The organism is Rhodococcus aetherivorans, assembly GCF_025722975.1.
Classification (GTDB): Bacteria; Actinomycetota; Actinomycetes; order Mycobacteriales; family Mycobacteriaceae; genus Rhodococcus; species Rhodococcus aetherivorans.
This window is the reverse complement of record NZ_CP106982.1, coordinates 2499731-2523099: the sequence shown is the minus strand read 5'-3', so window position 1 is coordinate 2523099 and position 23369 is coordinate 2499731. Positions and strand designations below refer to the sequence as shown.

The following is a 23369-nucleotide window of genomic DNA, read 5'->3' as shown; positions in this document are numbered from 1 at the left end:
CGTCGCCGGCCGCGGAGGCGGGAGTCGCGGCGGCCGAGTCCGGGGGTGTAGCGGTCACGGCTCTCCATGGTGTCACAGCGGGCGGCGGGCGCGGCGCCGCGCTCCCGCGCGACACCCCGTCGTTCCTGTGGTAAAGCTGATAAACCGCCCGCGGGTTCGTGTGTTCGGATCCCGGTTTCGTAGACTCGTCCGGGTGTCTTTCGTCGATGCTGCCGTGAACCGAGTCCCCGAGCCTCTGCGGGGCCTGTTGCTGCGGCACCACGAGTTGATCAAGTTCGCGATCGTCGGCGGCACCACCTTCGTCGTCGACTCGGTCATCTTCTACACCCTCAAGCTCACGGTGCTCGAGGAGAAGCCGGTGACCGCCAAGGTCATCGCCGGGGTGATCGCCGTGATCTGCTCGTACGTCCTCAACCGGGAATGGTCGTTCAAGAACCGGGGCGGCCGGGAGCGGCACCACGAGGCGCTGCTGTTCTTCGCCGTCAGCGGCATCGGCGTGGTCCTCAGCTTCATCCCGTTGTGGATCTCGAGCTACGTGTTCGACCTGCGGGTGCCGAACGTCAGCCTCACCATGGAGAACATCGCCGACTTCGTCAGCGCCTATCTCATCGGCAATCTGCTGCAGATGATCTTCCGGTTCTGGTGCTTCCGCCGTTTCGTGTTCCCGGAGGAGATGAACCCCGGCGGAGACGACGTTCCCGAGCACGAGGAACTCGCCGAGGAAGGCCTGGGACACTCCTGAGTCCGGTCCCCGCCGCCGCGGGTCAGCCGAATCCGGTCCCCGCCGCCGCGGGTCAGCCGAATCCGGTCCCCGCCGCCGCGGGTCAGCGTGGTTCCCGGATCCCCGCGGGGGCGGACTCGTCGCGGGTCGAGCCGAGGAACAGGGCGAACAGGGCGGGCCGCCGGCGTTGCAGTTCCAGGCGCCCGCCGTCGGCCTCGGTCAGGGCACGGGCGAGCGCGAGTCCCACCCCGGTCGAGCCGGTACCCGAGAAGCCGCGGTCGAAGATGTGCGGGGCCAGCTCGTCGCTGACGCCGTCACCCTCGTCGGTCACCTCCACGCACACGGTCGATCCGCCGCCGTGGGTCGATACCCGCCGCACGGACACCGTGCACGTTCCACCGCCGTGCATGAGGGCATTGTCGACCAGCACCGCGACGGCCTCGCGCAGCCGGGATCCGGTTACGCGGCTGCGCAGCGACGGATCCCCGCTCAGCAGCAGTTCCCGGCCCGCCTCCTTGTAGGGCCCCCGCCAGTCCGCGATCACCCCCGCCAGCTCCCCCACGACGGACACCTCGGTGCGCAGCTCGGAGCCGCTGTTACGGGACGCGCGCACCAGCTCGTCGATGGCGGTGGTGAGCCGGTCCACCTGGCGCATCGCCTCCTCCGCCTCCTCGACGACGGCCGGGTCGGCGTGGGTGGACAGCTCGTCGAGGCGCAGCCGCACCGCGGTCAGCCGGGACCGCAGCTGGTGCGAGACGTCGCCGACGAGGGCGTGCTCCCGCTGCAGGCGCCCGGCGATCTCCACGGTCGCGGCGTCGAGGACGTCCGAGACGCGGTCGAGTTCCGGGATGCCGTGCCGGCGTGGATCGGGCCGGAAGTCGCCCTCAGCCAGCCGGCGGGCCCGTGCCGCGACGTCGCGCAGAGGGTCGGCCAGCCGCCGCGCGGTGACGACGGCGACGACGGCGCCGACGGCCATGGACAACAGCACCAGCAGCGTCACCCCGACCAGGACCTGCCGCTGCAGCAGGCGCATGTCCTCGGACGGCGCCTCGAGCCGCAGGGATCCCGACGTTCCCATCGACAGGGACTCGACCAGGGGGTTCGGGACTGCGGCGGCGCCGATGTCGAGGCGGGCCGCGGCGTCCTCGGGGGTCGGGTAGACGACGAGGAGGCGGCCGCCGTCGGGAACGACGAGCCGCAGCGAACTGGTGTCGAGGCCGCCGACGACCAGGCCGTCGGCGCCCTCCTGGGCGATGATCTCCGCGGACATGCGGTCGAGCCGGTCCTGCAGGTCCCTGCGAGCGGTGTCCTCGACGAACAGCCAGGCGGTGTAGGCGAGCGGGACTCCGAGCAGCAGGGCCACGAGCAACGAGCCCGCGAGGACCGCGAACAGGATTCGGCGGCGCACTCCGGTCCCGTCAGTCGGTGTTCAGGCGGAAGCCGACGCCGCGGACGGTGGCGATGCGCCGCTCCCCGGCCGGGCCCTCGTCACCGATCTTGCGGCGCAGCCAGGACATGTGCATGTCGAGAGTCTTGGACCCGCGCAGGTCGGCGTCGCCCCACACCTCCTGCAGGATCACGTCCCGCGAGACCACCTGGCCGGCGTGCTCGAGCAGCACCCGCAACAGTTCGTACTCCTTGTTGGCGAGGGTGACCTCGGAGCCGTCGACGAGCACGCGCCGGGCCGCCCGCTCGAGCCGGATCCCCGCGACCTCGACGATGTCCTCGGGCTCGCCGCCGCCACGGCGGCGCAGCAGCGCCCGGACCCGGGCCATGAGTTCGGCGAGCCGGAAGGGCTTGCCGACGTAGTCGTCGGCGCCGGCATCGAGGCCGACGACGAAGTCGACCTCGTCGGTACGGGCGGTGAGCATCAGGACGGCGAGGTCGGAGCGGTGGGCCCGGATCTGCCGGCACACCTCGAGGCCGTCGATGCCGGGCAGCCCGAGGTCGAGGATGAGCAGTTCGTAGTCACCGGACAGGGCCCGTTCGAGCGCGGCGGGACCGGTCTGTTCGACGGTGACGTCGTATCCCTCCCGGCCCAGCGCCCGGGACAGGGGCGCGGCGATGGCTTCGTCGTCTTCGGCGAGCAGGACTGCGGTCACGGATCCAGCGTACGGATCGGCACCGGCCGTCCGGCGCGTTACCAGGCTTTGCGACTCGGCCCGTCGGGTCGGGGTTCCCGGTCCCGCGCCGGGTCGGCGTGGAACGCCTGCTGGTACAGCAGGGCATGCACGCGCTGCACGTCGGGGATGTCGTCGAACTCGAGCGGATCGTCGGCCGCGGAGACGATGACGAGGGTGCCGGTGCGCAGGATCCGGTCCAGCAGGCCGTGCCGGAACTGCACGTTGCTGATGCGGCCCATCGGGATGTCGATGCCGGAGTGGGTGAGCACGCCCTGCCGGACGAGCACCCGCCGGTCGGTGACGATGAAGTGGGTCGACAGCCAGCTCACGAGCGGCGCCAGGCACTGCCAAGCGACGATCGCCGCCCACAGCACCGCGAGCACGATCGTCAGCGTGCTCGCGGTGGAGCCGTCGAGCCGGGCCTGGCTCAGGCCGAGCAGGAATCCCGCGAGCGCGGTGGCGACCAGGAAGATCGCCGCCGGCACGATGAGCATCTTCCAGTGCGGGTGCCGGTGCAGCAGCAGCCGTTCCTCGGGGGCGAGGGCGTCCTCCGGGTATCCCATGCCGGACACGATGGCACAGCCGCGGCGCCGGGCGCCCGTGCCGGGTCAGGGCACCGGGCGCAGGTGGGTGATGTCCCCGGCCGACACCGCGATCGGCTCGCCACCGTCGTCCGGGGTGATGACGATGCGGCCCTGCTCGTCGATGTCGACCGCGACGCCGTGCAGTTCCGTGTCGCCCGGCAGGACCGCCCGCACCCGGCGGCCGAGCGTGCCGCACCGGTCGCGGTAGGCAGCGGCCAGCCCGGCGACGTCCCAGCCCGCGACGTACCACTGCTCCCACCGGCGGCCGAGTTCGCGCAGCAGGGCCTCGGCGAGTGCGGTGCGATCGAGTTCGGTCGCCCCGGCGAGCGCGAGCGACGTCGCGGTGGGAACCGGCAGCTCGTCCTCGGTGAGCGAGACGTTGAGGCCGATGCCCACCACCACGGCGGGCTCGGGGTGGGTGCCGGCGACCTCGGCGAGGATGCCGGCCACCTTGCGGCCCTCGACGAGCACGTCGTTGGGCCACTTCAGTTCGGCGTCCACTCCGGTGACCGAGCGGATCGCGTCGACGGTGGCGATGCCGGCCAGCAGCGGCAGCCAGCCCAGGTCGGCGAGGTCGATGCCGGGCATGCGCAGCAGCACCGAGACGATCACCTGGGCGCGGGGAACACCGGTCCATCCACGCGAGTGCCGGCCCCGGCCGCCGTGCTGGAACTCGGCGAGCAGGACGCGGCGGTCGGCTCCGGGTTCGCGGGCGGCCGCGAGCAGGTCGGCGTTGGTCGAGGCGGTCTCGGTGACGACGTCGAGGCGCCGGTAGAACGCGTCGGGGTCGGCGCCACGCACGAGCGCGGCGCGCAGCCGGGCGGCATCCAGCTCGCGCCGCACGGGCGCGGGGTCGACGGGCGGGCGCTGCGGTTCGGGTTCGGTGGGCATCCGCACAGCCTAGGATGGGCAGCGAAACGTACTCGCCGGTAGCTTCAGTTCAATGATTCAACACAAGCGGGGCCTCGGTGCGCGATCGCTGACTGACGCTCGCTAAGCTCATGGGCCATGACCACTGTCCAGGAGCCGTCCGCGCCCGAGGCGGCGAGTACGCCCGATATCCACACGACTGCCGGCAAGCTGGCGGACCTGCGCAATCGCCAGGCTCAGGCTCAGGCCCCGAGCGGTGAGGCCGCCGTCGAGAAGGTGCACGCGAAGGGCAAGCTGACCGCCCGCGAGCGCATCGAAGCGCTGCTCGACGAGGGCTCGTTCGTCGAGCTCGACCAGCTCGCCCGGCACCGCAGCACCAACTTCGGCCTGGCCGAGAACCGCCCGGTCGGCGACGGCGTCGTGACCGGCTACGGCACCATCGACGGCCGCGACGTGTGCGTGTTCTCGCAGGATGCGACCGTCTTCGGCGGCAGCCTCGGCGAGGTCTACGGCGAGAAGATCGTCAAGGTCATGGACCTGGCGCTCAAGACCGGCCGCCCGCTGATCGGCATCAACGAGGGGGCGGGCGCGCGCATCCAGGAGGGTGTCGTCTCGCTCGGCCTCTACGGCGAGATCTTCCACCGCAACGTGCAGGCCTCCGGGGTGATCCCGCAGATCTCGCTGATCATGGGCCCGGCCGCCGGTGGACACGTCTACTCCCCCGCCCTGACCGACTTCGTGGTGATGGTCGACCAGACCAGCCAGATGTTCGTCACCGGTCCCGACGTCATCAAGACCGTCACCGGTGAGGACGTCACCATGGAGGATCTCGGCGGCGCGCACACCCACATGGTCAAGTCCGGTGTCGCGCACTACGTCGCCGACGGCGAGCAGGACGCCCTGGACTACGTCAAGGACCTGCTGTCCTACCTGCCGAGCAACAACCAGGCCGCCGCGCCGCGCACCGAGCCGACCGACCCGATCCTCGGGTCGATCGAGGAGTCGCTGACCGAGGAGGACATCGAGCTCGACACGCTGATTCCCGACTCGGCGAACCAGCCGTACGACATGCACGAGGTGATCCGTCGCCTGCTCGACGACGACGAGTTCCTCGAGGTCCAGGCCGAGCGCGCCCAGAACATCATCGTCGGCTTCGGCCGCGTCGACGGCCGGTCCGTCGGCATCGTCGCCAACCAGCCGACCCAGTTCGCCGGCTGCCTGGACATCGACGCGTCGGAGAAGGCCGCGCGCTTCGTGCGCACCTGTGACGCGTTCAACGTCCCGATCGTCACGCTCGTCGACGTGCCGGGCTTCCTGCCGGGCACCGAGCAGGAGTACAACGGCATCATCCGCCGCGGCGCCAAGCTGCTGTACGCGTACGGCGAGGCCACTGTCGGCAAGATCACCGTCATCACCCGCAAGGCCTACGGCGGCGCGTACGACGTGATGGGCTCGAAGCACATGGGCGCGGACGTCAACCTGGCCTGGCCGACCGCGCAGATCGCCGTCATGGGCGCCTCCGGTGCCGTCGGCTTCGTCTACCGCAAGCGCCTGCTCGAGGCGGCCAAGAACGGCGAGGACGTCGACGCGCTGCGCCTCGAGCTGCAGAACGAGTACGAGGACACCCTGGTGAACCCGTACGTCGCCGCCGAGCGGGGCTACGTCGACGCGGTCATCCCGCCGTCGCACACCCGCGGGCAGATCGTGGCGGCCCTGCGGCTGCTCGAGCGCAAGATGGTCACGCTTCCGCCGAAGAAGCACGGGAACATCCCCCTCTGACGGCCGCACGGCCGAGACCATCCCGGCCGGCTCGGTCCTTCCGAGCCGGCCGGGCCACGACCCCACGAGAGGGACGACATGACTTCGAACGCGCAGCGATCCCGCTCCCGCGTCCTGCCCACCGGCTCCGGTAGCCTCCCGGGAGGTGTGTTGTGACTGCGGTAGCTGAGGAGAAGACCATCATCGACACCGAGGTGACCGAGGTCGCGGCGGCCGAGGAGGCCCCGGCGGCGGCGCCGGCGGCCGAGACCGCCGCCCCCGAGGCGGCCGCGGCGATCCGGATCGTCAAGGGCCGGCCCTCGGACGTCGAGATCGCCGCGCTGGTGGCGGTGCTCGCCGCGGCCTCCGGGTCCGCCGCCCCGGCAGCGGACGACCGCCCGCGCGAGACGTGGGGCGACCCCACCCGGATGCACCGCCGGACGGCGCCGTTCTCGCCGTACTCGTACCCGAACCTGGGCTGATCATGGCGAGGCTGGTGCTCGCGTCGGCGTCCCCGGCCCGGTTGTCCGTGCTGCGGTCGGCCGGCGTCGCGCCCATCGTGCGGGTGTCCGCGGTGGACGAGGATGCGCTCGCCGCCGCACTCGGTCCCGGGGCACCGCCCGCGGTGGTGGTCACCGAATTGGCCCGCGCGAAGGCGGCGGACGTGGTGCCCGGCCTGGTCCGGGACAGCCTCGGCGACGACACCCTCGTCGTGGGCTGCGACTCGATGCTGCTCGTCGACGGGCAGTTGCAGGGCAAACCGGGGACGGTCGAGGTGGCGCGCGAGCGCTGGCGGGCGATGGCGGGACGCAGCGCCGACCTGCTCACCGGGCACAGCGTCCTGCGCCTGCGCGACGGCGAGGTCGTCGCCCAGGCCGCCGACCACAGCAGCACCACCGTCCACTTCGGCCGCCCCACCGCGGACGACCTCGAGGCGTACCTGGCCAGCGGCGAGCCGCTGCAGGTGGCGGGGGCGTTCACGCTCGACAGCCTCGGCGGCTGGTTCGTGGAGCGCATCGAGGGCGATCCCTCCTCGGTGATCGGGATCGGCCTGCCGCTGGTGCGTCGGCTCCTGGCCGACGTGGGGGTGTCGGTGGCGCGGCTGTGGGCCGCGAACACGGCCGAAAGCCCTTCAGTTTAGGCTTGCCTTGCCTTAGCATCGGGGCATGAGCGATTCCCGTGCCCTGCCCATGTCCGAGCGCGACTCCGCACACCTGCCCGGCCACTGGCTGCTCGCCCGGCTCGGCAAGCGCGTGCTGCGCCCCGGAGGCGCGGGGATGACCACCCGCCTGCTCGTGGATGCGGACATCGAGGGCAGCGACGTCGTCGAACTCGCGCCCGGCCTCGGCCGCACCGCGCGGGAGATCCTGGACCTGGCGCCGCTGTCGTACACCGGCGTCGAACACGACGAGGCCGCGGCCGAGCTGACCCGCGCCGCGATCGGCGACCGCGGCCGCTGCGTCGTCGCGGACGCCGCTGCCACCGGCCTCCCCGACGCCGGCGCCGACGTCGTCGTCGGGGAGGCCATGCTCACCATGCAGACCGACGCGGCCAAGGCGCGCATCGTCGCCGAGGCCGTGCGGACGCTGCGCCCGGGCGGCCGGTACGCGATCCACGAACTCGCCCTCGTCCCCGACGAGCTCGACGATGCGGTGAAGACGGAGATCCGGCAGGGCCTGGCCCGGTCCATCAAGGTCAATGCCCGGCCGCTCACCGTCGCCGAGTGGCGAACCCTGCTCACCGAGGCGGGCCTGAGCGTCGACGTCGTGCGGCTCGCCCCGATGGCGCTGCTGCAGCCCGCCCGGTTCGTCGCCGACGAGGGCGTCGTCGGCACCCTGCGCTTCGTGCGCAACGTGCTGCGCGACGGCGACGCCCGCACGCGGGTGCTGGGCATGCGTGCGACGTTCACGACGTACCGCAGGTCGATCGCGGCCGTGGCGATCGTCGCGACGAAGCCGCGGTAGCCTGCGGTCGTGAGCCCCGCCGCCGCGCCGCAGCCCGAACCCGCGACCCCCGCCCTGTCGTATCTCGCCGACGTCCGCGACGCCGTCGAGCCCTACCCCGACCGGCCGCGCCCACAGCGCGTCCTCGTGGCCGAGGGCGCCCGCGTGGTGATCTTCGCGTTCGACGCCGGGCAGGAACTGCGCGAGCACACGGCCGCGTTCCCGGTGCTGCTGCAGGCCCTCACGGGCCACCTGCAGGTCACCGCCGACGGGCGCACCGTGGATCTCGAGCCCGGCGGGGTGGTGCACATGACCACCCGCCTGCCGCACGCGGTGCGGGCCGTCGAGCCGTCCCGGCTCATGCTGACGATGCTCGATCCAGCTGCGCGCTGAGCGCCGCCGCGATCGCGGCCGCCTTCGCCTTGGCCCGGTCCGCGTTCGCGCCGGCGAACAGCGCGTCGACGCTGTCCGTCCACAACCGCACCCAGCGGTCGAAGCGCGCCGCGCCGAGACCGTGCTGCCGGTGCAGGGCCGTGTGCACCGGAACCAGCCGGCCCCGATAACGGCCGGTGCCGAACAGGACCTGCTCCCAGAAGTCCCCGACGACCGGCAGGTGCTCGTCGAGACCCACGACGGCCAGCGTCGCGAACGCCGCCTCGAGGTCCGGATCCGTCAGCGCCCGGTCGTAGAACCGGCGCAGCAGCCGATCGATGTCGGCGCGCGTCGCGAGGTCGGTCGGGGCGGACGGGGAGCGCAGCACGTGTCCCGACGGTACCGCCTAGAATCGACGGCGCACCTCGTCGTCACCGGATTGCCGATCACCGAACTGTCACCACTGCCTCAGGAGCCACCTGTGCCCGTCGCGCCCGACGCCAACCCGTCCTTCGCCGCCTACGCCGATCCGACCCGCCTGGTGTCGACGGAGTGGCTGTCCGCCCATCTGGGTGCGCCCGAGGTGAAGGTCGTCGAATCGGACGAGGACGTGTTGCTCTACGACGTCGGCCACATCCCCGGCGCCGTGAAGATCGACTGGCATCTCGACCTCAACGACCCGGTCACCCGCGACTACATCGACGGCACGCGGTTCGCCGCCCTCATGGACCGCAAGGGCATCCGCCGCACCGACACGGTCGTCGTCTACGGCGACAAGTCCAACTGGTGGGCCGCGTACGCGATGTGGGTGTTCACCCTGTTCGGCCACGAGGACGTGCGCCTGCTCGACGGCGGCCGCGACGCCTGGATCGCCGAGAACCGCGACACGACCCTCGACATCCCGGTGAGCACCACCACCGGCTACCCGGTGGTCGAGCGGGACGACGCCGCGATCCGGGCGTTCAAGGACGACGTGCTGGACCATCTCGGCAAGGGCCCGCTCGTGGACGTGCGTTCCCCGCAGGAGTACACCGGCGAGCGCACCCACATGCCGGACTACCCCGAGGAGGGCGCCCTGCGCGGCGGCCACATCCCCACGGCCGTGTCCATCCCGTGGGCCCGCGCGGCGGCGCCGGACGGCCGGTTCCGGTCGCGCCCCGAGCTCGAGGAGATCTACGCCGACATCGCGCCGGACTCCGACGTCATCGCCTACTGCCGCATCGGGGAACGGTCCAGCCACACCTGGTTCGTGCTGACCTACCTGCTCGGCTACCAGCACGTGCGCAACTACGACGGGTCGTGGACCGAGTGGGGCAACGCGGTGCGGGTGCCGATCGTCAAGGGCGAGGAGCCCGGAGAGGTGCCGGCCCGGTGACCCTGCCCGCTCCCCTCGCCGAGATCGTCGACGATTTCGCCGCCGTCGAGGGCCAGGACAAGCTGCAGTTGCTGCTCGAGTTCAGCCGGGAACTCCCGCCGATCCCGGCCGAGCTCGAGGAAGCGGCGATGGAGCCGGTCCCCGAATGTCAGTCGCCGCTGTTCCTGTCGGTCGATACGGCCGACCGGGAGCACGTGCGGCTGCACTTCAGCGCGCCCCCCGAGGCCCCGACCACCCGCGGATTCGCATCGATCCTGCATCAGGGGCTCGACGGTCTCAGCGCCGAGCAGATCCTCGAGGTGCCCGACGACTTCTACTCGGCCCTCGGGCTGGCCGACGCGGTCAGCCCGCTGCGCCTGCGGGGAATGAGCGCGATGCTGGCGCGCATCAAGCGGCATCTGCGTTCCTGAGATGCCATGGAGTTCACCGAACTCGAGGACTACCCCATCCCGGCGGGTGTACTGACCGAATGGCTGCCGTGCGTCGCAGCGGATGCCTGGAGCACCGATCCGCGACCGGTGTCGTACGTGCATGAGGCACATCTGCGGCGCACCGCGGGCAGCCGGTACGGCGACGTGCCGGACGCGTGGCTGGGCACCGCCTTCGAGGTCGCGGGACGCCTCGAGGAGGAGCCGTTCCGGCGCGCCCTGGAGCGGTGGATCGACCGGCACGAACCGCTGCGCAGCCAGGTCGTCCTGAGCGGTGACGGCGCCGTCGGCTCCGGCGGCGTGACCCGGCGGACCGCGCCGCCGGGCGCGGTGTCGGTCCGATTCGTCCGGCACCTGCCGTCCGCCCCGGACGACATCCGCGAGCACCTCGAGCAACTGCTGGCCGACTGCACCGAGCCGCACACGTGGCCGGCGTATGTCTTCGCCACCCTCGAGCCCGAGGACGGGGACGCGTCCGCGGCGTCGTTCACGGTGTTCTTCGCCGCCGACCACGCCGTCGCCGACGCCTACTCGGTCGTGCTGGTCGCCCACGAGATCACGGCCCTGTACGAGCAGGAGCGGTCCGGCCGGCCGGCCGGACTGTTCCCCGTGGGCAGCTACATCGACTTCGGTGCCGCGGAGCGGGCGGACGCCGCCGATCTGGCCGGCGAGCACGAGGCCGTGCGAATCTGGCGGGAGGCCCTGACCGCCGGCGGCGGCGCGATGCCCGAGTTCCCGTTGCCCCTCGGCCCCCGGCCGGCCGGTGCGGTGCCGCAGCGCCGTCTGTCGATGCGGATGCTCGACGACGACCGGGCCAACCGCTTCGCCGCCCGCTGCCGGGAGGCCGGGCACGGCTTCTTCGCCGGCACGCTCGCGTGCCTCGCCCGCGCCACGGTCGAGCTCGCCGGGGTCGACCGGTTCCGGACGATCGCGCCGTCCCACACCCGCAGCGGTCCGATGTGGGCCGGGGCCCTCGGCTGGTTCGTGGGGCTGCGCCCGGTCGACATCGATGCGGCCGGGGCCACGGACTTCGCGACGCTCACGGCGCGCGCGGGCGCCGAGCTGCGCCGCACGCGGGCGAGCGCCCGGGTGCCGTTCGACCTGGTCGGCGAACTGCTCGAGGTACCCATGCGACCGCGATTCCTGGTGTCCTACATGGACGTTCGCTTCGTCCCCATGGCCGCGCAGTGGCCGCAGTGGAACGCCCGGACGCTGCGCAGCCGCAGCTACACGCACGACGTGTTCCTGTGGTTCAACCGCAGCCCGAAGGGAGTGAACCTGGCGGGCCGGTTTCCCGACACGCCGACCGCCGCGGCCAACGTGCCGTCGTTCGTCGAGCGGGTCCGGGAATTGATGCACGAGGCGAGCGAGGGCCGCGAGTGGGACACGCCGGAACACGGGAACGAGGGCGCTTCCGCTACCGGCCGGTAATGTTGCCGGGTTCCGGGCGACCCGTAGGGTGTAGGGGCTATCCGGTTACATCGTCTATCGGATTGGCGCCTACACTCCCAGAGACGGCAATAACCTAACGATCGATCAACAGGAGGCTCCGTGCCCAGTCATGCCAGCGCGCACATCACGAAGGTGCTCGTCGCCAACCGCGGCGAGATCGCTGTGCGGGTCATCCGAGCCGCCAAGGATGCCGGTTACGGGAGCGTGGCCGTCTACGCAGAACCCGACGCCGACGCCCAGTTCGTGAAGCTCGCCGACGAGGCATTCGCGCTCGGTGGCCAAACCTCCGCCGAGTCCTACCTGGTGTTCGACAAGATCCTCGACGCCGCCCGCAAGTCCGGTGCCGACGCGATCCACCCCGGCTACGGCTTCCTGTCCGAGAACGCCGACTTCGCGCAGGCCGTGATCGACGCCGGTCTGATCTGGATCGGCCCCTCCCCGCAGGCCATCCGCGACCTCGGCGACAAGGTCACCGCGCGGCACATCGCCGAGCGCGCCAAGGCACCCATGGCCGCCGGCACCAAGGATCCCGTCAAGAACGCCGACGAGGTCGTCGAGTTCGCGAAGCAGTACGGCGTGCCGGTCGCGATCAAGGCGGCCTTCGGTGGTGGCGGCCGCGGCATGAAGGTCGCGCACACCATCGAGGAGATCCCCGAGCTGTTCGAGTCCGCGACCCGCGAGGCCATCGCCGCCTTCGGCCGGGGCGAGTGCTTCGTCGAGCAGTACCTCGACAAGGCGCGCCACGTGGAGGCGCAGGTCATCGCCGACCAGCACGGCAACGTCATCGTCGCCGGCACCCGCGACTGCTCGCTGCAGCGCCGCTTCCAGAAGCTCGTCGAGGAGGCCCCCGCGCCGTTCCTGACCGACGAGCAGCGCCGCCGCATCCACGAGTCCGCCAAGGCCATCTGCCGCGAGGCCGGCTACTACGGCGCCGGCACGGTCGAGTACCTGGTCCAGGGCGACACGGTGTCCTTCCTCGAGGTCAACACCCGCCTGCAGGTCGAGCACCCGGTCACCGAGGAGACCGCCGGCATCGACCTGGTGCGCCAGCAGTTCCGCATCGCCAACGGCGAGAAGCTCGAGCTCACCGAGGACCCGGCCCCGCGCGGGCATGCGTTCGAGTTCCGCATCAACGGTGAGGACGCCGGCCGCGGCTTCCTGCCGGCCCCCGGTCCGATCAGCGTGTACCGCGAGCCCTCGGGCCCGGGCGTGCGCGTCGACTCCGGTGTGGTGCAGGGCGACGTCATCGGCGGCCAGTTCGACTCGATGCTCGCCAAGCTGATCGTCACGGGCGAGACCCGCACCCAGGCCCTCGAGCGCGCTCGCCGCGCCCTCGCCGAGTTCGAGGTCGACGGCCTGGCCACCGTGATCCCGTTCCACCGGCACATCGTCGAGCACCCCGCCTTCGTCGGGGACGGCGAGAAGTTCGACGTCTACACCAAGTGGATCGAGACCGAGTGGGAGAACACCGTCGAGCCGTACACCGGCGGTGGGGTCGCCCCCGAGGACGAGGACGAGGCGCTGCCGCGGCAGAACGTCGTCGTCGAGGTCGGCGGCCGCCGCGTCGAGGTGTCGCTGCCCGGCCAGTTCACCCTCGGCGCCGGCGGCGGTGCCGCCAGCGGGGCGCTCCGCAAGAAGCCGAAGCCGCGCAAGCGGGGCGGCGCCCACGGCGGCAAGGCCTCCGGTGACGCGGTGACCGCGCCGATGCAGGGCACCGTCGTCAAGGTCGCGGTCTCCGAGGGTCAGGAGGTCGCCGAGGGTGACCTGATCGTGGTGCTCGAGGCCATGAAGATGGAGAACCCGGTCAACGCGCACAAGGCCGGCGTCGTCACCGGCCTGTCGGTCGAGCCCGGCGCCGCCATCACGCAGGGCACGGTGCTCGCCGAGCTCAAGTAGCAGTTCCGCCTGCGACGGCGCGCCCCGCGAATCCTCGGATTCACGGGGCGCGCCGTCGTTCGTTCCGGGACTAGGGTGGTGATATGGCCGATTCACCGGAGGTCCGTATCGGCACGGCCGAGCGCGAACAGGCCCAGCGCCTGCTCGGCGAGCACTTCGGTGCCGGTCGCCTCACCCTCACCGAGTTCGAGGACCGCAGCGGCCGCATCGCCGCCGCCGTCACCCGCCGCGATCTCGCGGTCCTGTTCATCGACCTGCCCACCGTGACCGGCCGGGCCGACGGGCACCGGCGCGGGTGGTGGCTTCTGGTCCCGGTGGTGGTCCTCGGACTGGTCGCGTTCTACCAACTCCTGGAACCGAACGTGTGGATCATGACGGGCGCGACGGTCGCCGCCACCGTCGCCGTCCTTGCCGCCCGCGCCCGCGGCGGACGACCGCGCACGGCCGAGCCGGCCTTTCTCCGCGACGTCCCGCCGCTCCCCGCGCCCGCCTCCCGGGACCCGCACTCCCGGGACCCACAGCCATCCGCGACGCGCGACGTCCCGGACCTGGTGTGGCTGCTGACGATGAGCATGTTCGCCGTCGCGCCGGCGCTGGTGCTGCGGCACCCCATCGCGCTGCTGATCTCCGCCGTCGCGCTGATCCTGATCATCTCCCGGGCATTCCGGACCGGGACCGGCGGGACCGGTCGCTGACGACCCATTAGTGTGGACCCATGGCCGACTCCCCCGAGGTCCGCATCGGCACCGTCGAACGCGAACAGGCACTGAACCTGCTCGGTGAGCACTTCGGTGCGGGCAGGCTCACCCTCGTCGAGTTCGACGAGCGCAGCGCGAAGGCGGCCGCCGCCACCACCCGCGCCGAACTCGACGCCCTGTTCACCGACCTTCCCCCGGCGACCCCGAACACGCCTGCGCCGGTGGACGACACCGCGAAGGCCGAGCAGCGGGAGAGGTGGCGCACCGCCGCCATGGGGCTGATCCCCCTCGTCGCCCTCCTGCTGTTCTTCGTCTCCGGCAGCTGGTTGTGGTTCCTGCTGATCCCGGCCGCAGGCATCCTGTACTCCGCGACCAAGGGCACGAAGGGCGGCTGCTGAGTGGACCCCGTCGAGATCAACGCCGGCAACTGGTACCTGCTCGCCGAACGCCCCGACGAGTGGGCCGCCGGCACGGGCTACCACTGGTCGGTGCGGGAGGCGACGACCGCCGATGTCGAAGCCACCGTGGAACTCCGGCCGGACGGGACGCTGACCGGGTCGGCCGAACCCGGTTGCGAGGATGCGCTGGCCGCCGCGTTGGCCGCCGTGCGCCGGTTCGCCGAGAGCGCCTGGAAAATGGCGGTCACCGAATCTACATGACCGCCCGGTTCGTTCCGGTGGCGCTCACGCTCGTGGTCGTCACCGTGCTGCTCATGCTGCCGGGCGATACGACTCCGTCGGCGTTCCCGCACGCCGACAAGATCACGCACGCACTGATGTTCGCGGTGCTCGCGTACGCGTCCCGCTTCGCCCGGATCCCGCCCGCCGCGACCGTCGTCTGGCTCGCCGTGTACGGGGCGCTCACCGAGGTCCTCCAGGCCGCCGTCGCGGTGCGCCGGTCGGGGTCGGTGTGGGACTGGTGCGCGGACCTGGCCGGGGCGCTGCTCGGGCTTGCGCTGTACGCCGCAGTGCGTCGTCGTTCCCGAGCACGGACGTAGGTGCTCGCGTCCGCCGATACGACTTCCCCGCCGCCGCGGGGCGTCCCGAGCAGCAAGAACGGACGCCGGTCGTGGTGTCGCCTCCGGACGGTACGCTGCGCGCATGCCGCATCCCGTCATGTTCGACGAGGCCGATCCGCTGCTGGCACGGGTACGCGGGCTGGCGCTGACCTTCCCGGGGGCCGCCGAGAAGATCTCGCACGGCAGGCCGTTCTTCTACACGAAGACCGCGTTCGCCGTGTACGGCGGGTCCGTCAAGGCTACGGGCGCCCAATTCCCGCGGTCTCTGCTCGTCAAACCGGACACCGACGAGCACGATGCGCTGCTCGGGCAGGCACACACTTACACCCCGGCGTATCTGGGTCCGTCGGGGTGGATCGGGTTCGATCTGGATCGGGCCGACGTCGACTGGGACGAGGTCGCCGAGTTGCTCGACATGTCGTTCCGGGTCACGGCACCGGCGCGGCTGGTGCGCGAGTTGGACGGCCGCGTCGGATGATCCGGGCCGCGGCACCGCCGCGCCGGATCTCACCCCAGTAGAGCCTGCCCGAGCCGGTCCCGATCGGTGTTCGTGAGCCCCAGGCCTTCGTCGACGTACCGGTCGAACGACCCGAACGTGTCCTCTGCCGTCGCGAATGCCACCTCGAGGTACTCGGCGCGGACGCCGAGAACGGATTCGAGGTCCGCACGGTCCACCCCCCTCTCGGCGAGCGCCGCGAGGATCGGTTCGAACACCGGCAGCAGCAACTCGTTGGTCAGAAGGTAGTCCTCGAAGACCGAGTCGAGCTCGACACCGACCGCCCGCAGGAGCACCGCTGCGGCCCAGCCGGTGCGGTCCTTGCCGGTGGTGCAGTGCACGAGAACCGGGGCACCGTCGTCGGCGAGCAGCGAGTGCAGCAGCGTCCGATACGCTGCCCGGGCGCTCGGCAGCAGCACGAAGTCGCGGTAACTGCCCCGCAGGTACTCGGCGCCGCGGCCGTCCCCGAGAATTTCCCGGGCGAACGCGGCGTCGGTCAGCAACTCCTTCATGTGCGCGGCGATCGAACCGTGCTCACGATCGGCGAGCACGTCGAGTGGACGATGCCGGACGCCGGCCGGTACCCGGTCGGGCGCCGCCTCCCGTTCCGCGGCCGTGCGCAGATCCACGACCGCCGTCAGGCCGAGGCCTTCGAGTAGGCGTGCATCCGCTTCGGTGACCCGGCTCAGGTCGGTCGATCGGTACACCACGCCCCGGCGCACCGACGCGCCGTCCCGGGTGGCCCACCCGCCGATGTCGCGCAGGTTCGGGATCGACTTCGATTCGAGCCCGGGTGTTCGGGCAGGGCTACTGGCGGCGGAGTCCGACATGGGCCCACCCTAGCCGGGTCGATTCAGGCTGTCGTGCCCGCTTCTCCGGCGCCGCACGACCGGTCACCCCGTCGTAGCTCCGCCAGTTCCTCTTCTTCCAGTGCGATCACTCGGCGGTGGAGAGCTTGGATCGCGGCCATGCACACGCCGTCGGCGTCGACGACCGGGATCGGTTTCGTGCGGCGTTCTCGCTGCCGCTTTCCGGGGTGTTCCGGCGAGTTCCGGACACATCACAACTGTGGCTGTCGATGCTCGTTCGGCCGGATCCGTGGTGACACCGGATTCCGGCACCGTGGTGACACCGGAGGCGTTCCGTGCCAGCACGGTGGTGCCCGCGCCGACGTGGGAGGAGACTGAGACGGTCCGGGAGGAGGCCGGGGTGCGGCAACGAGTGATTCAGCTGCTCGTCGTGGTCACCGTGGTGCTCGTCGTGTCGATCGCCGCGGCGGTGGACCGGTCGCCGACGGGACTGCGGGATCCGGCGCGCACGCTCCTGCTCGGGCCGCGCGAGTCCTTCGCTGCCGCCGAGGGCCCGTTCCTGCCGGTGTTCGGCCCGACCGAACTCGGGTTGTTCCTCGGCGCCGGTGTGGCGTTCGTCGTGGCCGGCGCGATCGCGTGGAACACCCGCCCGCACGACCTGACCGGTCCCCTCGTCCTCATCGCCGGCCTGCTGTGGTTCCTCGGTGGTCTGCGACGCTCCGGCGAACCCGTGGCCTTCACCGTCGGCGTGGTGGCGACGAACCTGTACCTGCCCGTCCTGCTCCAGGCTCTCGTGGGGTTCCCGACCGGTCGGCTGGAACGACCGTGGCAGCGCGTGTTCGTCGGTGCCGCCTGGATTCTCGCCACGGTCGGCATCGTGGCCGAGTGGCTGTTCTTCGATCCGCGAACCGCACCCGCGGCGTCCCCGTCGACGTCGACGAATCTGCTTCTCCTGCGCGATGATCCGTCCCTCGCACGGATCGTGCAGCTCGTCGTCGGGTTCTGCGCCTTCCTGATCGTGGTGACACTCGTGGTGGTGGTGGTCGCGCGCTGGCGGTCGGGGTCGCCGGCGTACCGGTCCGGGTTCGCTCCCCTCGGCGTCGCATACGGCGTCTCGGCGGTAATCACGCTCGCCGTGCTCTCCAGCGCGGTGAACCTGCCGTGGTCGCCGCCGACCTGGGTGCTCAACCTGCGCTACCCGGCCACGGCGTTGTTCCCGCTGGCGGTCGCGGTCGGCCTCGTCCGGTACCGGCTCGCACGAGCTGCGGTCAGCGACGCGATGGTCGAGATCGGCACCGCGCCGCTCGGTCTCGGGTTCGTCGACGCGCTCCGACGCGCCGTGCATGACCCGAGCCTGGTGCTGTGGACCTATGCGCCGGAGCGCGCGGCCTACGTCGATCCGGACGGGTCGGTCCACGCTCTTCCCCGCCGTTCCGATTCTCGCGCGGCGACCATCCTCGAACGCGGCGGCACTCCCGTGGGGGCCTTGGTGTACGACCCGTCCCTCGAGACCCAACCCGAGCTGCTCGCCGCGGTCCACAGCGCCACCGCGCTGGCCCTCGAGCACGAACGGTTGCAGGCGGACCTGCAGCTCCGGCTCGACGAGGTGCGGCGCTCCCGCGAACGGATCGTCGCCGCCGGCGACATCCAGCGGCGACGCCTCGAGCGCGACCTGCACGACGGCGCGCAGCAACGGCTCGTCGCCGCGTCGCTGTTGTTGCGCCGCGCCCAGCGCGCCGGGGAGGAGGCCGATCTGCGCCGGCTGCTCGCGGACGGTGCCGCCGAACTCGACACCGCCCTGACGGAACTGCGGGAGCTCGCCCGGGGTGTCTACCCGGCGGTGCTCACCGAGCGCGGGCTCGCGGCTGCGCTGCGCTCGCTGGCCGAGCGGGCACCCGTGCCCGTCGGCATCGACGACGGCCTCCCCGGCCGGCCCTCGCCTCCCGTCGAGCTCGCCGCGTACCTCATCGGGGCGGAGGCCGTCACCAATGCCGGAAAGCACTCCGGGGCCACCGCCGTCCGCATCTGCCTGCACCGGGCGGGTGATGCGCTGCGCATGACGATCCGTGACGACGGATGCGGTGGCGCGCGGCCGACGCCCGGCGGGGGGCTGGACGGGCTGCGGGATCGGACCGAGGCTCTCGGCGGCGACCTCGTGCTCGACAGTCCCGAGGGCCGCGGCACGACCGTCGACGTCACGCTCCCGTTCCACCTCGACGTCGAGTCCTGACCGGCCCAGTCCGCCGGACGGTTCCCGGCCCGGCGGATCAATGCCGTGCCACTTCTCCCAGCACGCGGTCCAGCGCGTCGAGCGCCTCGTCCAGTTCGGCGGTGGTGACCGTCAGCGGCGGCCGGAACCGGATGCCGCGCTGCCCGGTTCCGATCATCAGCACGTGCTCGTCGACCCGCAGGCGGGTGAGCACGGCGTCGCGGACGGTGGGCGTGGGCAGGGTGAACGCGCACATCAGGCCGCGTCCGCGCGGCTCGCCGACCAGCCGGTGGCGGCCGGCGAGCTGGTTCAGCCCGGACAGCAGATGCGCCCCGGTCATGCGCGCCCGGTCGACGAGCCGGTCCCGCTCGATCACCTCCAGAATGCGCCGGGCGCGGACCATGTCGGTCAGGCTGCCACCCCAGGTGGAGTTGAGCCGCGACGAGACCATGAAGACGTTGTCGGGGATTTCGTCGATCCGGCCGCCGGCCATGATGCCGCAGACCTGGGTCTTCTTACCGAAGGCGACAATGTCGGGGGCGACGCCGAACTGTTGGTACGCCCAGGTGGTTCCCGTCAGCCCGACGCCGGTCTGCACCTCGTCGAAGATCAGCAGCGCATCGTGACGGCGGCACAGGTCTGCCATGGCCTGGAAGAACTGCGGCCGGAAGTGATGGTCGCCGCCCTCGCCCTGGATGGGTTCGGCGATGAAACACGCGATGTCGTGCGGATTCTCGGCGAACGCCCGGCGCGCCTGCTGCAGCGCATGCGCCTCCGCGGCCTCGACGTCGCGGTCGTCGGCGAGGTAAGGCGCGTCGATGCGCGGCCAGCGGAACTTGGGGTACCGGGCCGTCTTGATCGGGTCCGTGTTGGTGAGGGACATCGTGTAGCCGGTGCGACCGTGGAATGCCTCGGTCAGGTGGAGAACGCTGCCCCCGAGGTCGGAGCCGAGTCCGCGCGCCTCGTTGAGCCGGCTCTTCCAGTCGAAGGCCGCCTTGAGTGCGTTCTCCACCGCGAGCCCGCCGCCGTCGACGAAGAACAGGTGCGGCAGAGCCGGGTCGCCGAGCACCCGCGCGAAGGTGTCGACGAACCGGGCCATCGCCACCGTGTAGATGTCGGAGTTGCTGGGCTTGTTCGCGGCGGCCGCGGCGAGTTCGGCGGCGAACGCCGGGTCGTCGACGATGTCGGGCGGGTTCATCCCGAGCGCGGAGGACGCGAAGAACCCGAACATGTCGAGGTAGGTCGTGCCGTCCCGTTGATCGACGAGCCGCACGCCCCGCGATCGGTCGAGGTCGAGGACGAGGTCGAACCCGTCCACCAGTAGATGTTCGCGCAGAACGGCGTGTACCCGGCTCGGGGGCAGCTCGCGGGCACCGTCCGGGTGTCGGAATGCAGTGCTCATGCCCAGAGAATACGTCAAAGTTCCGTCAAGATCGGCGCGATAAAGGAAGATCACCCCTTTATTCGGCTATCGTTCGTAAAATGTTTGGAGGATGACGGTGCTGCGGGTGGCCACATTCGCCGTCGCACGGATCTCCTGGAGCAGTTGTTCGAGCGCCCGCGGCGAGGCGACGCGCACGAGCAGGATGTAGCTCTCGTCCCCCGCCACGGAGTGGCAGGATTCGATGGCGTCGATGTGCCGCAACCGCGCCGGCGCGTCATCGGGTTGGGACGGGTCGAGAGGGGTGATCGCGACGAACGCCGACAGCATCAACCCGAGCGCTTCGGGATCGACCTTCGCCGCGTATCCGCGGATCACCTGCCGGGCTTCGAGGCGGCGAACCCGGGACTGCACCGCGGAGATCGACAACCCGGCCTTCTCGGCGAGAGTGGCCAGCGTCGCCCGGCCGTCCACCACCAGTTCGCGCATGAGCAGCCGGTCGATCTCGTCCAGGGACTCCTTCGAGTTTTCCGCCATCAGCGCAGGCTAATCGAACCGGAAAGGACATCGACGATGAATCCGACTGGCAATCTGCACGATCGCGCCGCGGCCGCGCTGCGTCGCTGCGGGGCGAGCGCCCCCGCCCTCGACGGCGCCCACACGGTCACCAGCCCGATCGACGGCTCGGAGCTCGCGCGGTTGCACCCCGCCCGCGGCGCGGACGTCGACGCCACGGTCGCCGCGGCGAGCGCGGCCTTCGGGCACTGGCGGCAGGTCCCGGCGCCGATGCGGGGACGGCTGGTCCGCAGGCTCGGGGACCTGCTCGGCGAGCACAAGTCCGATCTCGCCGAGCTCGTCACGCTCGAGGCCGGGAAGATCCCCTCCGAAGCGCTCGGCGAGGTGCAGGAGATGATCGACATCTGCGAGTTCGCGGTCGGCCTCTCGCGCCAGCTCTACGGCCGCACGATGCCCTCCGAGCGACCCGGCCACCGGCTGATGGAGACGTGGCATCCGCTGGGGGTGGTCGCGGTGATCTCTGCGTTCAACTTCCCCGTCGCCGTGTGGTCCTGGAACACCGCGATCGCGCTCGTGTGCGGTGATCCGGTGGTGTGGAAGCCCTCCGAGAAGACCCCGCTCACGGCGCTGGCCTGCCACGCGCTGCTCGAGCGGGCCGCGGGCGACGTGGGCGCCCCCGCCGGCCTGCACCACGTCCTGGTCGGCGACGCTGCCGTCGGCGAGGCGCTGGTCGACGATCCGCGCGTCGCGCTGGTCAGCGCGACGGGCTCGATCCGGATGGGCCGCATCGTCGCGCCCCGGGTGGCGGCGCGGTTCGGGCGCTGCCTGCTCGAACTCGGCGGCAACAACGGCGCGATCGTCGGCCCCTCCGCCGACCTCGACCTCGCCGTGCGGGCCGTGGTGTTCGCCGCGGCCGGCACCGCCGGGCAGCGCTGCACCACCCTGCGACGGCTGATCGCCCACCGCTCCGTCGTCGACGAGCTGACCGAGCGGATCGCCAAGGCCTACTCGAGGCTGCGGGTGGGCGATCCGTTCGACGACGGGGTGCTCGTCGGACCGCTGATCGACGGCCGTGCCCACGCCGCGATGCAGACCGCGCTCGAGCGCGCCGAACTCGACGGCGGCATTCTCGTCACGGGCGGCGACGCTGTCGAGGTCCCCGGTGACGGGGTGTACGTCCGGCCCGCGGTCGTGCGGATGCCGGCGCAGACGGACGTGGTGCGGGAGGAGACGTTCGCCCCGATCCTCTACGTGCTGACCTACGACGGCTTCGACGAGGCGATCGCCCTGCACAACGGGGTACCCCAAGGACTTTCGTCGTCGATCTTCACCACCGACCAGCGTGAGGCCGAGCGCTTCCTCGCCGCCTCGGACTGCGGCATCGCCAATGTCAACATCGGCACCTCCGGCGCGGAGATCGGGGGCGCGTTCGGCGGCGAGAAGGAGACCGGCGGCGGCCGCGAGTCGGGTTCGGACTCGTGGAAGGCGTACATGCGCCGCGCCACCAACACGATCAACTACTCCGACGATCTGCCGCTGGCGCAGGGTGTGGAGTTCGGTTGAGCGACAATCTGGTTCCGTACCGACTGTGGGGGTGCCGACCGGACCGGTTCGACACCGAGATCGAGGGCGAGTTCGCGTGGACCGACCACATCGTGCGGACCCTCGGCGCGGCGTTCGAGCCGGCCGGCGCCGAGATCCGGAGGGAGGTGTCCCTGCTGCCGGAGACACACGGCGTCAGCGTGCGCGCGGACGGGCTGACGCTGGGCATCCTCGGCGACGGCGACGCGCTGCGCTACGGGCCGGTGCTCCGCCGTGTCGTCGCAGGCGGGTATCTGCCGACCGTGCCGGGCCGCATCTGGGCCGCCGATGCGGGCGCCTACAACGACGACCCGGCCCGCAGCGGCCGCGTCATCGCCCGCGTCTCGGTCAGCCTCGGCGCCCCGGCCCGACTGGTGCCCCGCAACGATCCTCCGGACGTGCCCTACACGCTGCTGCCCCCGGGCCGGACCCTCCAGGTCACCGGGGAGGAACGACACTTCGACCTGCTGCACCCCTACGCCGACCCGCCCGGCAAGTACGCCCTGCTCGTCACCCTCCACGAGGCGGACGGCGCGCTGGTGGAGGTGCGGGTGGACGACCGGGCGTGTGGATACCTCGGCCGGCGGTCCAGTGCGCGTCTGCTGCCGATCGTGACGCACCTGTCCGCGCGTGGACTCCGCACCGCCGCGCGGGCCGCGGTGAGCGGATCCCGGCTGGCGGCCGAGGTGACGGTGTCGGTGACGCCGGCCGACGAGATCGACGAGCGCGTCCTGGACGGACCGCCGGTGGTCGTGCCGCGGCTGGCGCCCGGCCCGGTCGCCGACCCGCCCGACCCGGTGCTGCCGATGCACCGGTACCACGGGTGGGGCGGGCAGATCGTCGTGCAGGGCGACCGGCTGTGGATCCTGCGGGAGGGCCCCGTGGCGCGGGCGTTGGGTCCGGTTCCGTTGACGCCCAAGCGGATCCGTCTGCGGGACGTGGTGGACGTGCAGTTCCGCCCGGCGCTGCCACAGACCGACGGCCTGCTCCGGATCGTGACGGGCAGCGGCCGGGACGGCGCGCCGGCGTCGGCGGATCCCGACACGGTGGTGTTCCACCATCCCGACCGGCAGCGATTCCAGGCGCTCGCCGAGTGGCTGCGGCACGTCGCAGCCGTGAACGCCGGACCGCCGTCGTGA

The 23369-nt window shown here is 71.7% G+C and carries 26 protein-coding genes; 18 read left to right on the top strand and 8 right to left on the bottom strand.

Features of this window, described 5'->3' with window-relative positions; genetic code table 11:
- The first annotated feature begins 193 nt into the window (after positions 1-193).
- On the top strand, positions 194-742 hold the full coding sequence (locus OCS65_RS11430) for a GtrA family protein (protein WP_044476112.1): 549 nt from the start codon (positions 194-196) through the stop codon (positions 740-742).
- A gap of 82 nt (positions 743-824) precedes the next feature.
- On the opposite strand, the gene OCS65_RS11425 is transcribed toward OCS65_RS11430, so the two are convergent.
- The 4 genes from OCS65_RS11425 to OCS65_RS11410 are packed head-to-tail and all read right to left on the bottom strand — an operon-like array spanning position 825 to position 4319.
- Positions 825-2129, bottom strand: coding sequence for a sensor histidine kinase (locus OCS65_RS11425; RefSeq protein WP_006939562.1), 1305 nt, complete (start codon positions 2127-2129; stop codon positions 825-827).
- A gap of 10 nt (positions 2130-2139) precedes the next feature.
- Positions 2140-2823 (bottom strand): response regulator transcription factor, encoded by a 684-nt coding sequence (locus OCS65_RS11420; RefSeq protein WP_006939563.1) that lies wholly within the window; start codon positions 2821-2823, stop codon positions 2140-2142.
- Positions 2824-2861: 38 nt separating this feature from the next.
- Positions 2862-3407: a PH domain-containing protein gene (locus OCS65_RS11415; RefSeq protein ID WP_006939564.1), complete on the bottom strand. Its 546-nt coding sequence runs from the start codon at positions 3405-3407 to the stop codon at positions 2862-2864.
- A gap of 45 nt (positions 3408-3452) precedes the next feature.
- Complete coding sequence (locus OCS65_RS11410) at positions 3453-4319, bottom strand: biotin--[acetyl-CoA-carboxylase] ligase (protein ID WP_065922394.1); 867 nt, start codon at positions 4317-4319, stop codon at positions 3453-3455.
- Between the two features lie 117 nt (positions 4320-4436).
- Here OCS65_RS11410 and OCS65_RS11405 point away from each other — a divergent pair, with 117 nt between their 5' ends.
- The 5 genes from OCS65_RS11405 to OCS65_RS11385 all read left to right on the top strand — a co-directional run bounded on the left by OCS65_RS11405 (position 4437) and on the right by OCS65_RS11385 (position 8392).
- Positions 4437-6077, top strand: a complete 1641-nt coding sequence (locus OCS65_RS11405; RefSeq protein WP_006939566.1) for an acyl-CoA carboxylase subunit beta — start codon at positions 4437-4439, stop codon at positions 6075-6077.
- 152 nt (positions 6078-6229) lie between these two features.
- Positions 6230-6538, top strand: a complete 309-nt coding sequence (locus OCS65_RS11400; RefSeq protein ID WP_006939567.1) for an acyl-CoA carboxylase subunit epsilon — start codon at positions 6230-6232, stop codon at positions 6536-6538.
- 2 nt (positions 6539-6540) lie between these two features.
- A complete protein-coding gene (locus OCS65_RS11395; protein ID WP_029544651.1) occupies positions 6541-7197 on the top strand; it encodes a Maf family protein in 657 nt (218 codons plus the stop codon).
- A 25-nt stretch (positions 7198-7222) separates the two neighbouring features.
- Positions 7223-8020: a class I SAM-dependent methyltransferase gene (locus OCS65_RS11390; RefSeq protein WP_044476113.1), complete on the top strand. Its 798-nt coding sequence runs from the start codon at positions 7223-7225 to the stop codon at positions 8018-8020.
- Between the two features lie 9 nt (positions 8021-8029).
- Positions 8030-8392: a cupin domain-containing protein gene (locus tag OCS65_RS11385; RefSeq protein ID WP_006939570.1), complete on the top strand. Its 363-nt coding sequence runs from the start codon at positions 8030-8032 to the stop codon at positions 8390-8392.
- On the opposite strand, the gene OCS65_RS11380 is transcribed toward OCS65_RS11385, so the two are convergent.
- On the bottom strand, positions 8358-8759 hold the full coding sequence (locus OCS65_RS11380; protein WP_029544655.1) for a group III truncated hemoglobin: 402 nt from the start codon (positions 8757-8759) through the stop codon (positions 8358-8360). The two genes, OCS65_RS11385 and OCS65_RS11380, sit on opposite strands and share 35 nt — an antisense overlap.
- Before the next feature lie 93 nt (positions 8760-8852).
- Between OCS65_RS11380 and OCS65_RS11375 the strand changes: the two genes are divergently transcribed.
- The 9 genes from OCS65_RS11375 (at position 8853) to OCS65_RS11335 (ending at position 15716) form a co-directional block, all read left to right on the top strand.
- Complete coding sequence (locus OCS65_RS11375) at positions 8853-9746, top strand: sulfurtransferase (RefSeq protein ID WP_029544657.1); 894 nt, start codon at positions 8853-8855, stop codon at positions 9744-9746.
- A complete protein-coding gene (locus tag OCS65_RS11370) occupies positions 9743-10156 on the top strand; it encodes a SufE family protein (RefSeq protein WP_006939577.1) in 414 nt (137 codons plus the stop codon). Before OCS65_RS11375 ends, OCS65_RS11370 begins: the two co-directional genes overlap by 4 nt.
- 6 nt (positions 10157-10162) lie before the next feature.
- Positions 10163-11605, top strand: a complete 1443-nt coding sequence (locus OCS65_RS11365) for a condensation domain-containing protein (RefSeq protein WP_231772678.1) — start codon at positions 10163-10165, stop codon at positions 11603-11605.
- Between the two features lie 120 nt (positions 11606-11725).
- A complete protein-coding gene (locus tag OCS65_RS11360; RefSeq protein ID WP_231772677.1) occupies positions 11726-13522 on the top strand; it encodes an acetyl/propionyl/methylcrotonyl-CoA carboxylase subunit alpha in 1797 nt (598 codons plus the stop codon).
- An 83-nt stretch (positions 13523-13605) separates the two neighbouring features.
- The gene (locus OCS65_RS29935; RefSeq protein ID WP_029544662.1) at positions 13606-14217 is read left to right on the top strand and encodes a DUF1707 SHOCT-like domain-containing protein; all 612 of its coding nucleotides are present in this window, start codon (positions 13606-13608) and stop codon (positions 14215-14217) included.
- Between the two features lie 20 nt (positions 14218-14237).
- On the top strand, positions 14238-14618 hold the full coding sequence (locus OCS65_RS11350) for a DUF1707 SHOCT-like domain-containing protein (RefSeq protein WP_043801426.1): 381 nt from the start codon (positions 14238-14240) through the stop codon (positions 14616-14618).
- A complete protein-coding gene (locus OCS65_RS11345) occupies positions 14619-14879 on the top strand; it encodes a hypothetical protein (RefSeq protein WP_231772676.1) in 261 nt (86 codons plus the stop codon). It begins immediately after the preceding gene.
- The gene (locus OCS65_RS11340; RefSeq protein ID WP_065922389.1) at positions 14876-15217 is read left to right on the top strand and encodes a VanZ family protein; all 342 of its coding nucleotides are present in this window, start codon (positions 14876-14878) and stop codon (positions 15215-15217) included. The genes OCS65_RS11345 and OCS65_RS11340 overlap by 4 nt, the downstream gene beginning before the upstream one ends.
- A 103-nt stretch (positions 15218-15320) precedes the next feature.
- Positions 15321-15716, top strand: a complete 396-nt coding sequence (locus OCS65_RS11335; RefSeq protein ID WP_065922388.1) for an MmcQ/YjbR family DNA-binding protein — start codon at positions 15321-15323, stop codon at positions 15714-15716.
- Between the two features lie 29 nt (positions 15717-15745).
- On the opposite strand, the gene OCS65_RS11330 is transcribed toward OCS65_RS11335, so the two are convergent.
- On the bottom strand, positions 15746-16564 hold the full coding sequence (locus OCS65_RS11330; protein WP_065922387.1) for a tyrosine-protein phosphatase: 819 nt from the start codon (positions 16562-16564) through the stop codon (positions 15746-15748).
- A gap of 271 nt (positions 16565-16835) precedes the next feature.
- Between OCS65_RS11330 and OCS65_RS11325 the strand changes: the two genes are divergently transcribed.
- Positions 16836-18773 (top strand): sensor histidine kinase, encoded by a 1938-nt coding sequence (locus tag OCS65_RS11325; RefSeq protein WP_231772675.1) that lies wholly within the window; start codon positions 16836-16838, stop codon positions 18771-18773.
- A 37-nt stretch (positions 18774-18810) separates the two neighbouring features.
- Here OCS65_RS11325 and lat read toward each other — a convergent pair whose 3' ends face one another.
- A complete protein-coding gene (gene lat / locus OCS65_RS11320; protein WP_065922386.1) occupies positions 18811-20154 on the bottom strand; it encodes an L-lysine 6-transaminase in 1344 nt (447 codons plus the stop codon).
- Between the two features lie 66 nt (positions 20155-20220).
- Positions 20221-20670, bottom strand: a complete 450-nt coding sequence (locus tag OCS65_RS11315) for an Lrp/AsnC family transcriptional regulator (RefSeq protein WP_006939604.1) — start codon at positions 20668-20670, stop codon at positions 20221-20223.
- A 36-nt stretch (positions 20671-20706) separates the two neighbouring features.
- Between OCS65_RS11315 and amaB the strand changes: the two genes are divergently transcribed.
- Entirely contained in the window at positions 20707-22212 is a 1506-nt protein-coding gene (amaB, locus tag OCS65_RS11310; protein WP_065922385.1) for an L-piperidine-6-carboxylate dehydrogenase, read from the top strand.
- Positions 22209-23369 carry a hypothetical protein gene (locus tag OCS65_RS11305; RefSeq protein ID WP_065922384.1) on the top strand — a complete coding sequence of 387 codons (1161 nt, stop codon included), beginning with the start codon at positions 22209-22211 and terminating at the stop codon, positions 23367-23369. The genes amaB and OCS65_RS11305 overlap by 4 nt, the downstream gene beginning before the upstream one ends.

Bases quoted from the DNA above. Each gene is read 5' to 3' on its own strand.
- OCS65_RS11350 (WP_043801426.1), top strand. From the start codon at position 14,238: ATGGCCGACTCCCCCGAGGTCCGCATCGGCACCGTCGAACGCGAACAG.
- OCS65_RS11315 (WP_006939604.1), bottom strand. From the start codon at position 20,670: ATGGCGGAAAACTCGAAGGAGTCCCTGGACGAGATCGACCGGCTGCTC.
- OCS65_RS11340 (WP_065922389.1), top strand. From the start codon at position 14,876: ATGACCGCCCGGTTCGTTCCGGTGGCGCTCACGCTCGTGGTCGTCACC.
- OCS65_RS11405 (WP_006939566.1), top strand. From the start codon at position 4,437: ATGACCACTGTCCAGGAGCCGTCCGCGCCCGAGGCGGCGAGTACGCCC.
- OCS65_RS11410 (WP_065922394.1), bottom strand. From the start codon at position 4,319: ATGCCCACCGAACCCGAACCGCAGCGCCCGCCCGTCGACCCCGCGCCC.
- OCS65_RS11365 (WP_231772678.1), top strand. From the start codon at position 10,163: ATGGAGTTCACCGAACTCGAGGACTACCCCATCCCGGCGGGTGTACTG.
- OCS65_RS11415 (WP_006939564.1), bottom strand. From the start codon at position 3,407: ATGGGATACCCGGAGGACGCCCTCGCCCCCGAGGAACGGCTGCTGCTG.
- lat (WP_065922386.1), bottom strand. From the start codon at position 20,154: ATGAGCACTGCATTCCGACACCCGGACGGTGCCCGCGAGCTGCCCCCG.
- OCS65_RS11330 (WP_065922387.1), bottom strand. From the start codon at position 16,564: ATGTCGGACTCCGCCGCCAGTAGCCCTGCCCGAACACCCGGGCTCGAA.
- OCS65_RS11335 (WP_065922388.1), top strand. From the start codon at position 15,321: ATGCCGCATCCCGTCATGTTCGACGAGGCCGATCCGCTGCTGGCACGG.
- OCS65_RS29935 (WP_029544662.1), top strand. From the start codon at position 13,606: ATGGCCGATTCACCGGAGGTCCGTATCGGCACGGCCGAGCGCGAACAG.
- amaB (WP_065922385.1), top strand. From the start codon at position 20,707: ATGAATCCGACTGGCAATCTGCACGATCGCGCCGCGGCCGCGCTGCGT.
- OCS65_RS11390 (WP_044476113.1), top strand. From the start codon at position 7,223: ATGAGCGATTCCCGTGCCCTGCCCATGTCCGAGCGCGACTCCGCACAC.
- OCS65_RS11395 (WP_029544651.1), top strand. From the start codon at position 6,541: ATGGCGAGGCTGGTGCTCGCGTCGGCGTCCCCGGCCCGGTTGTCCGTG.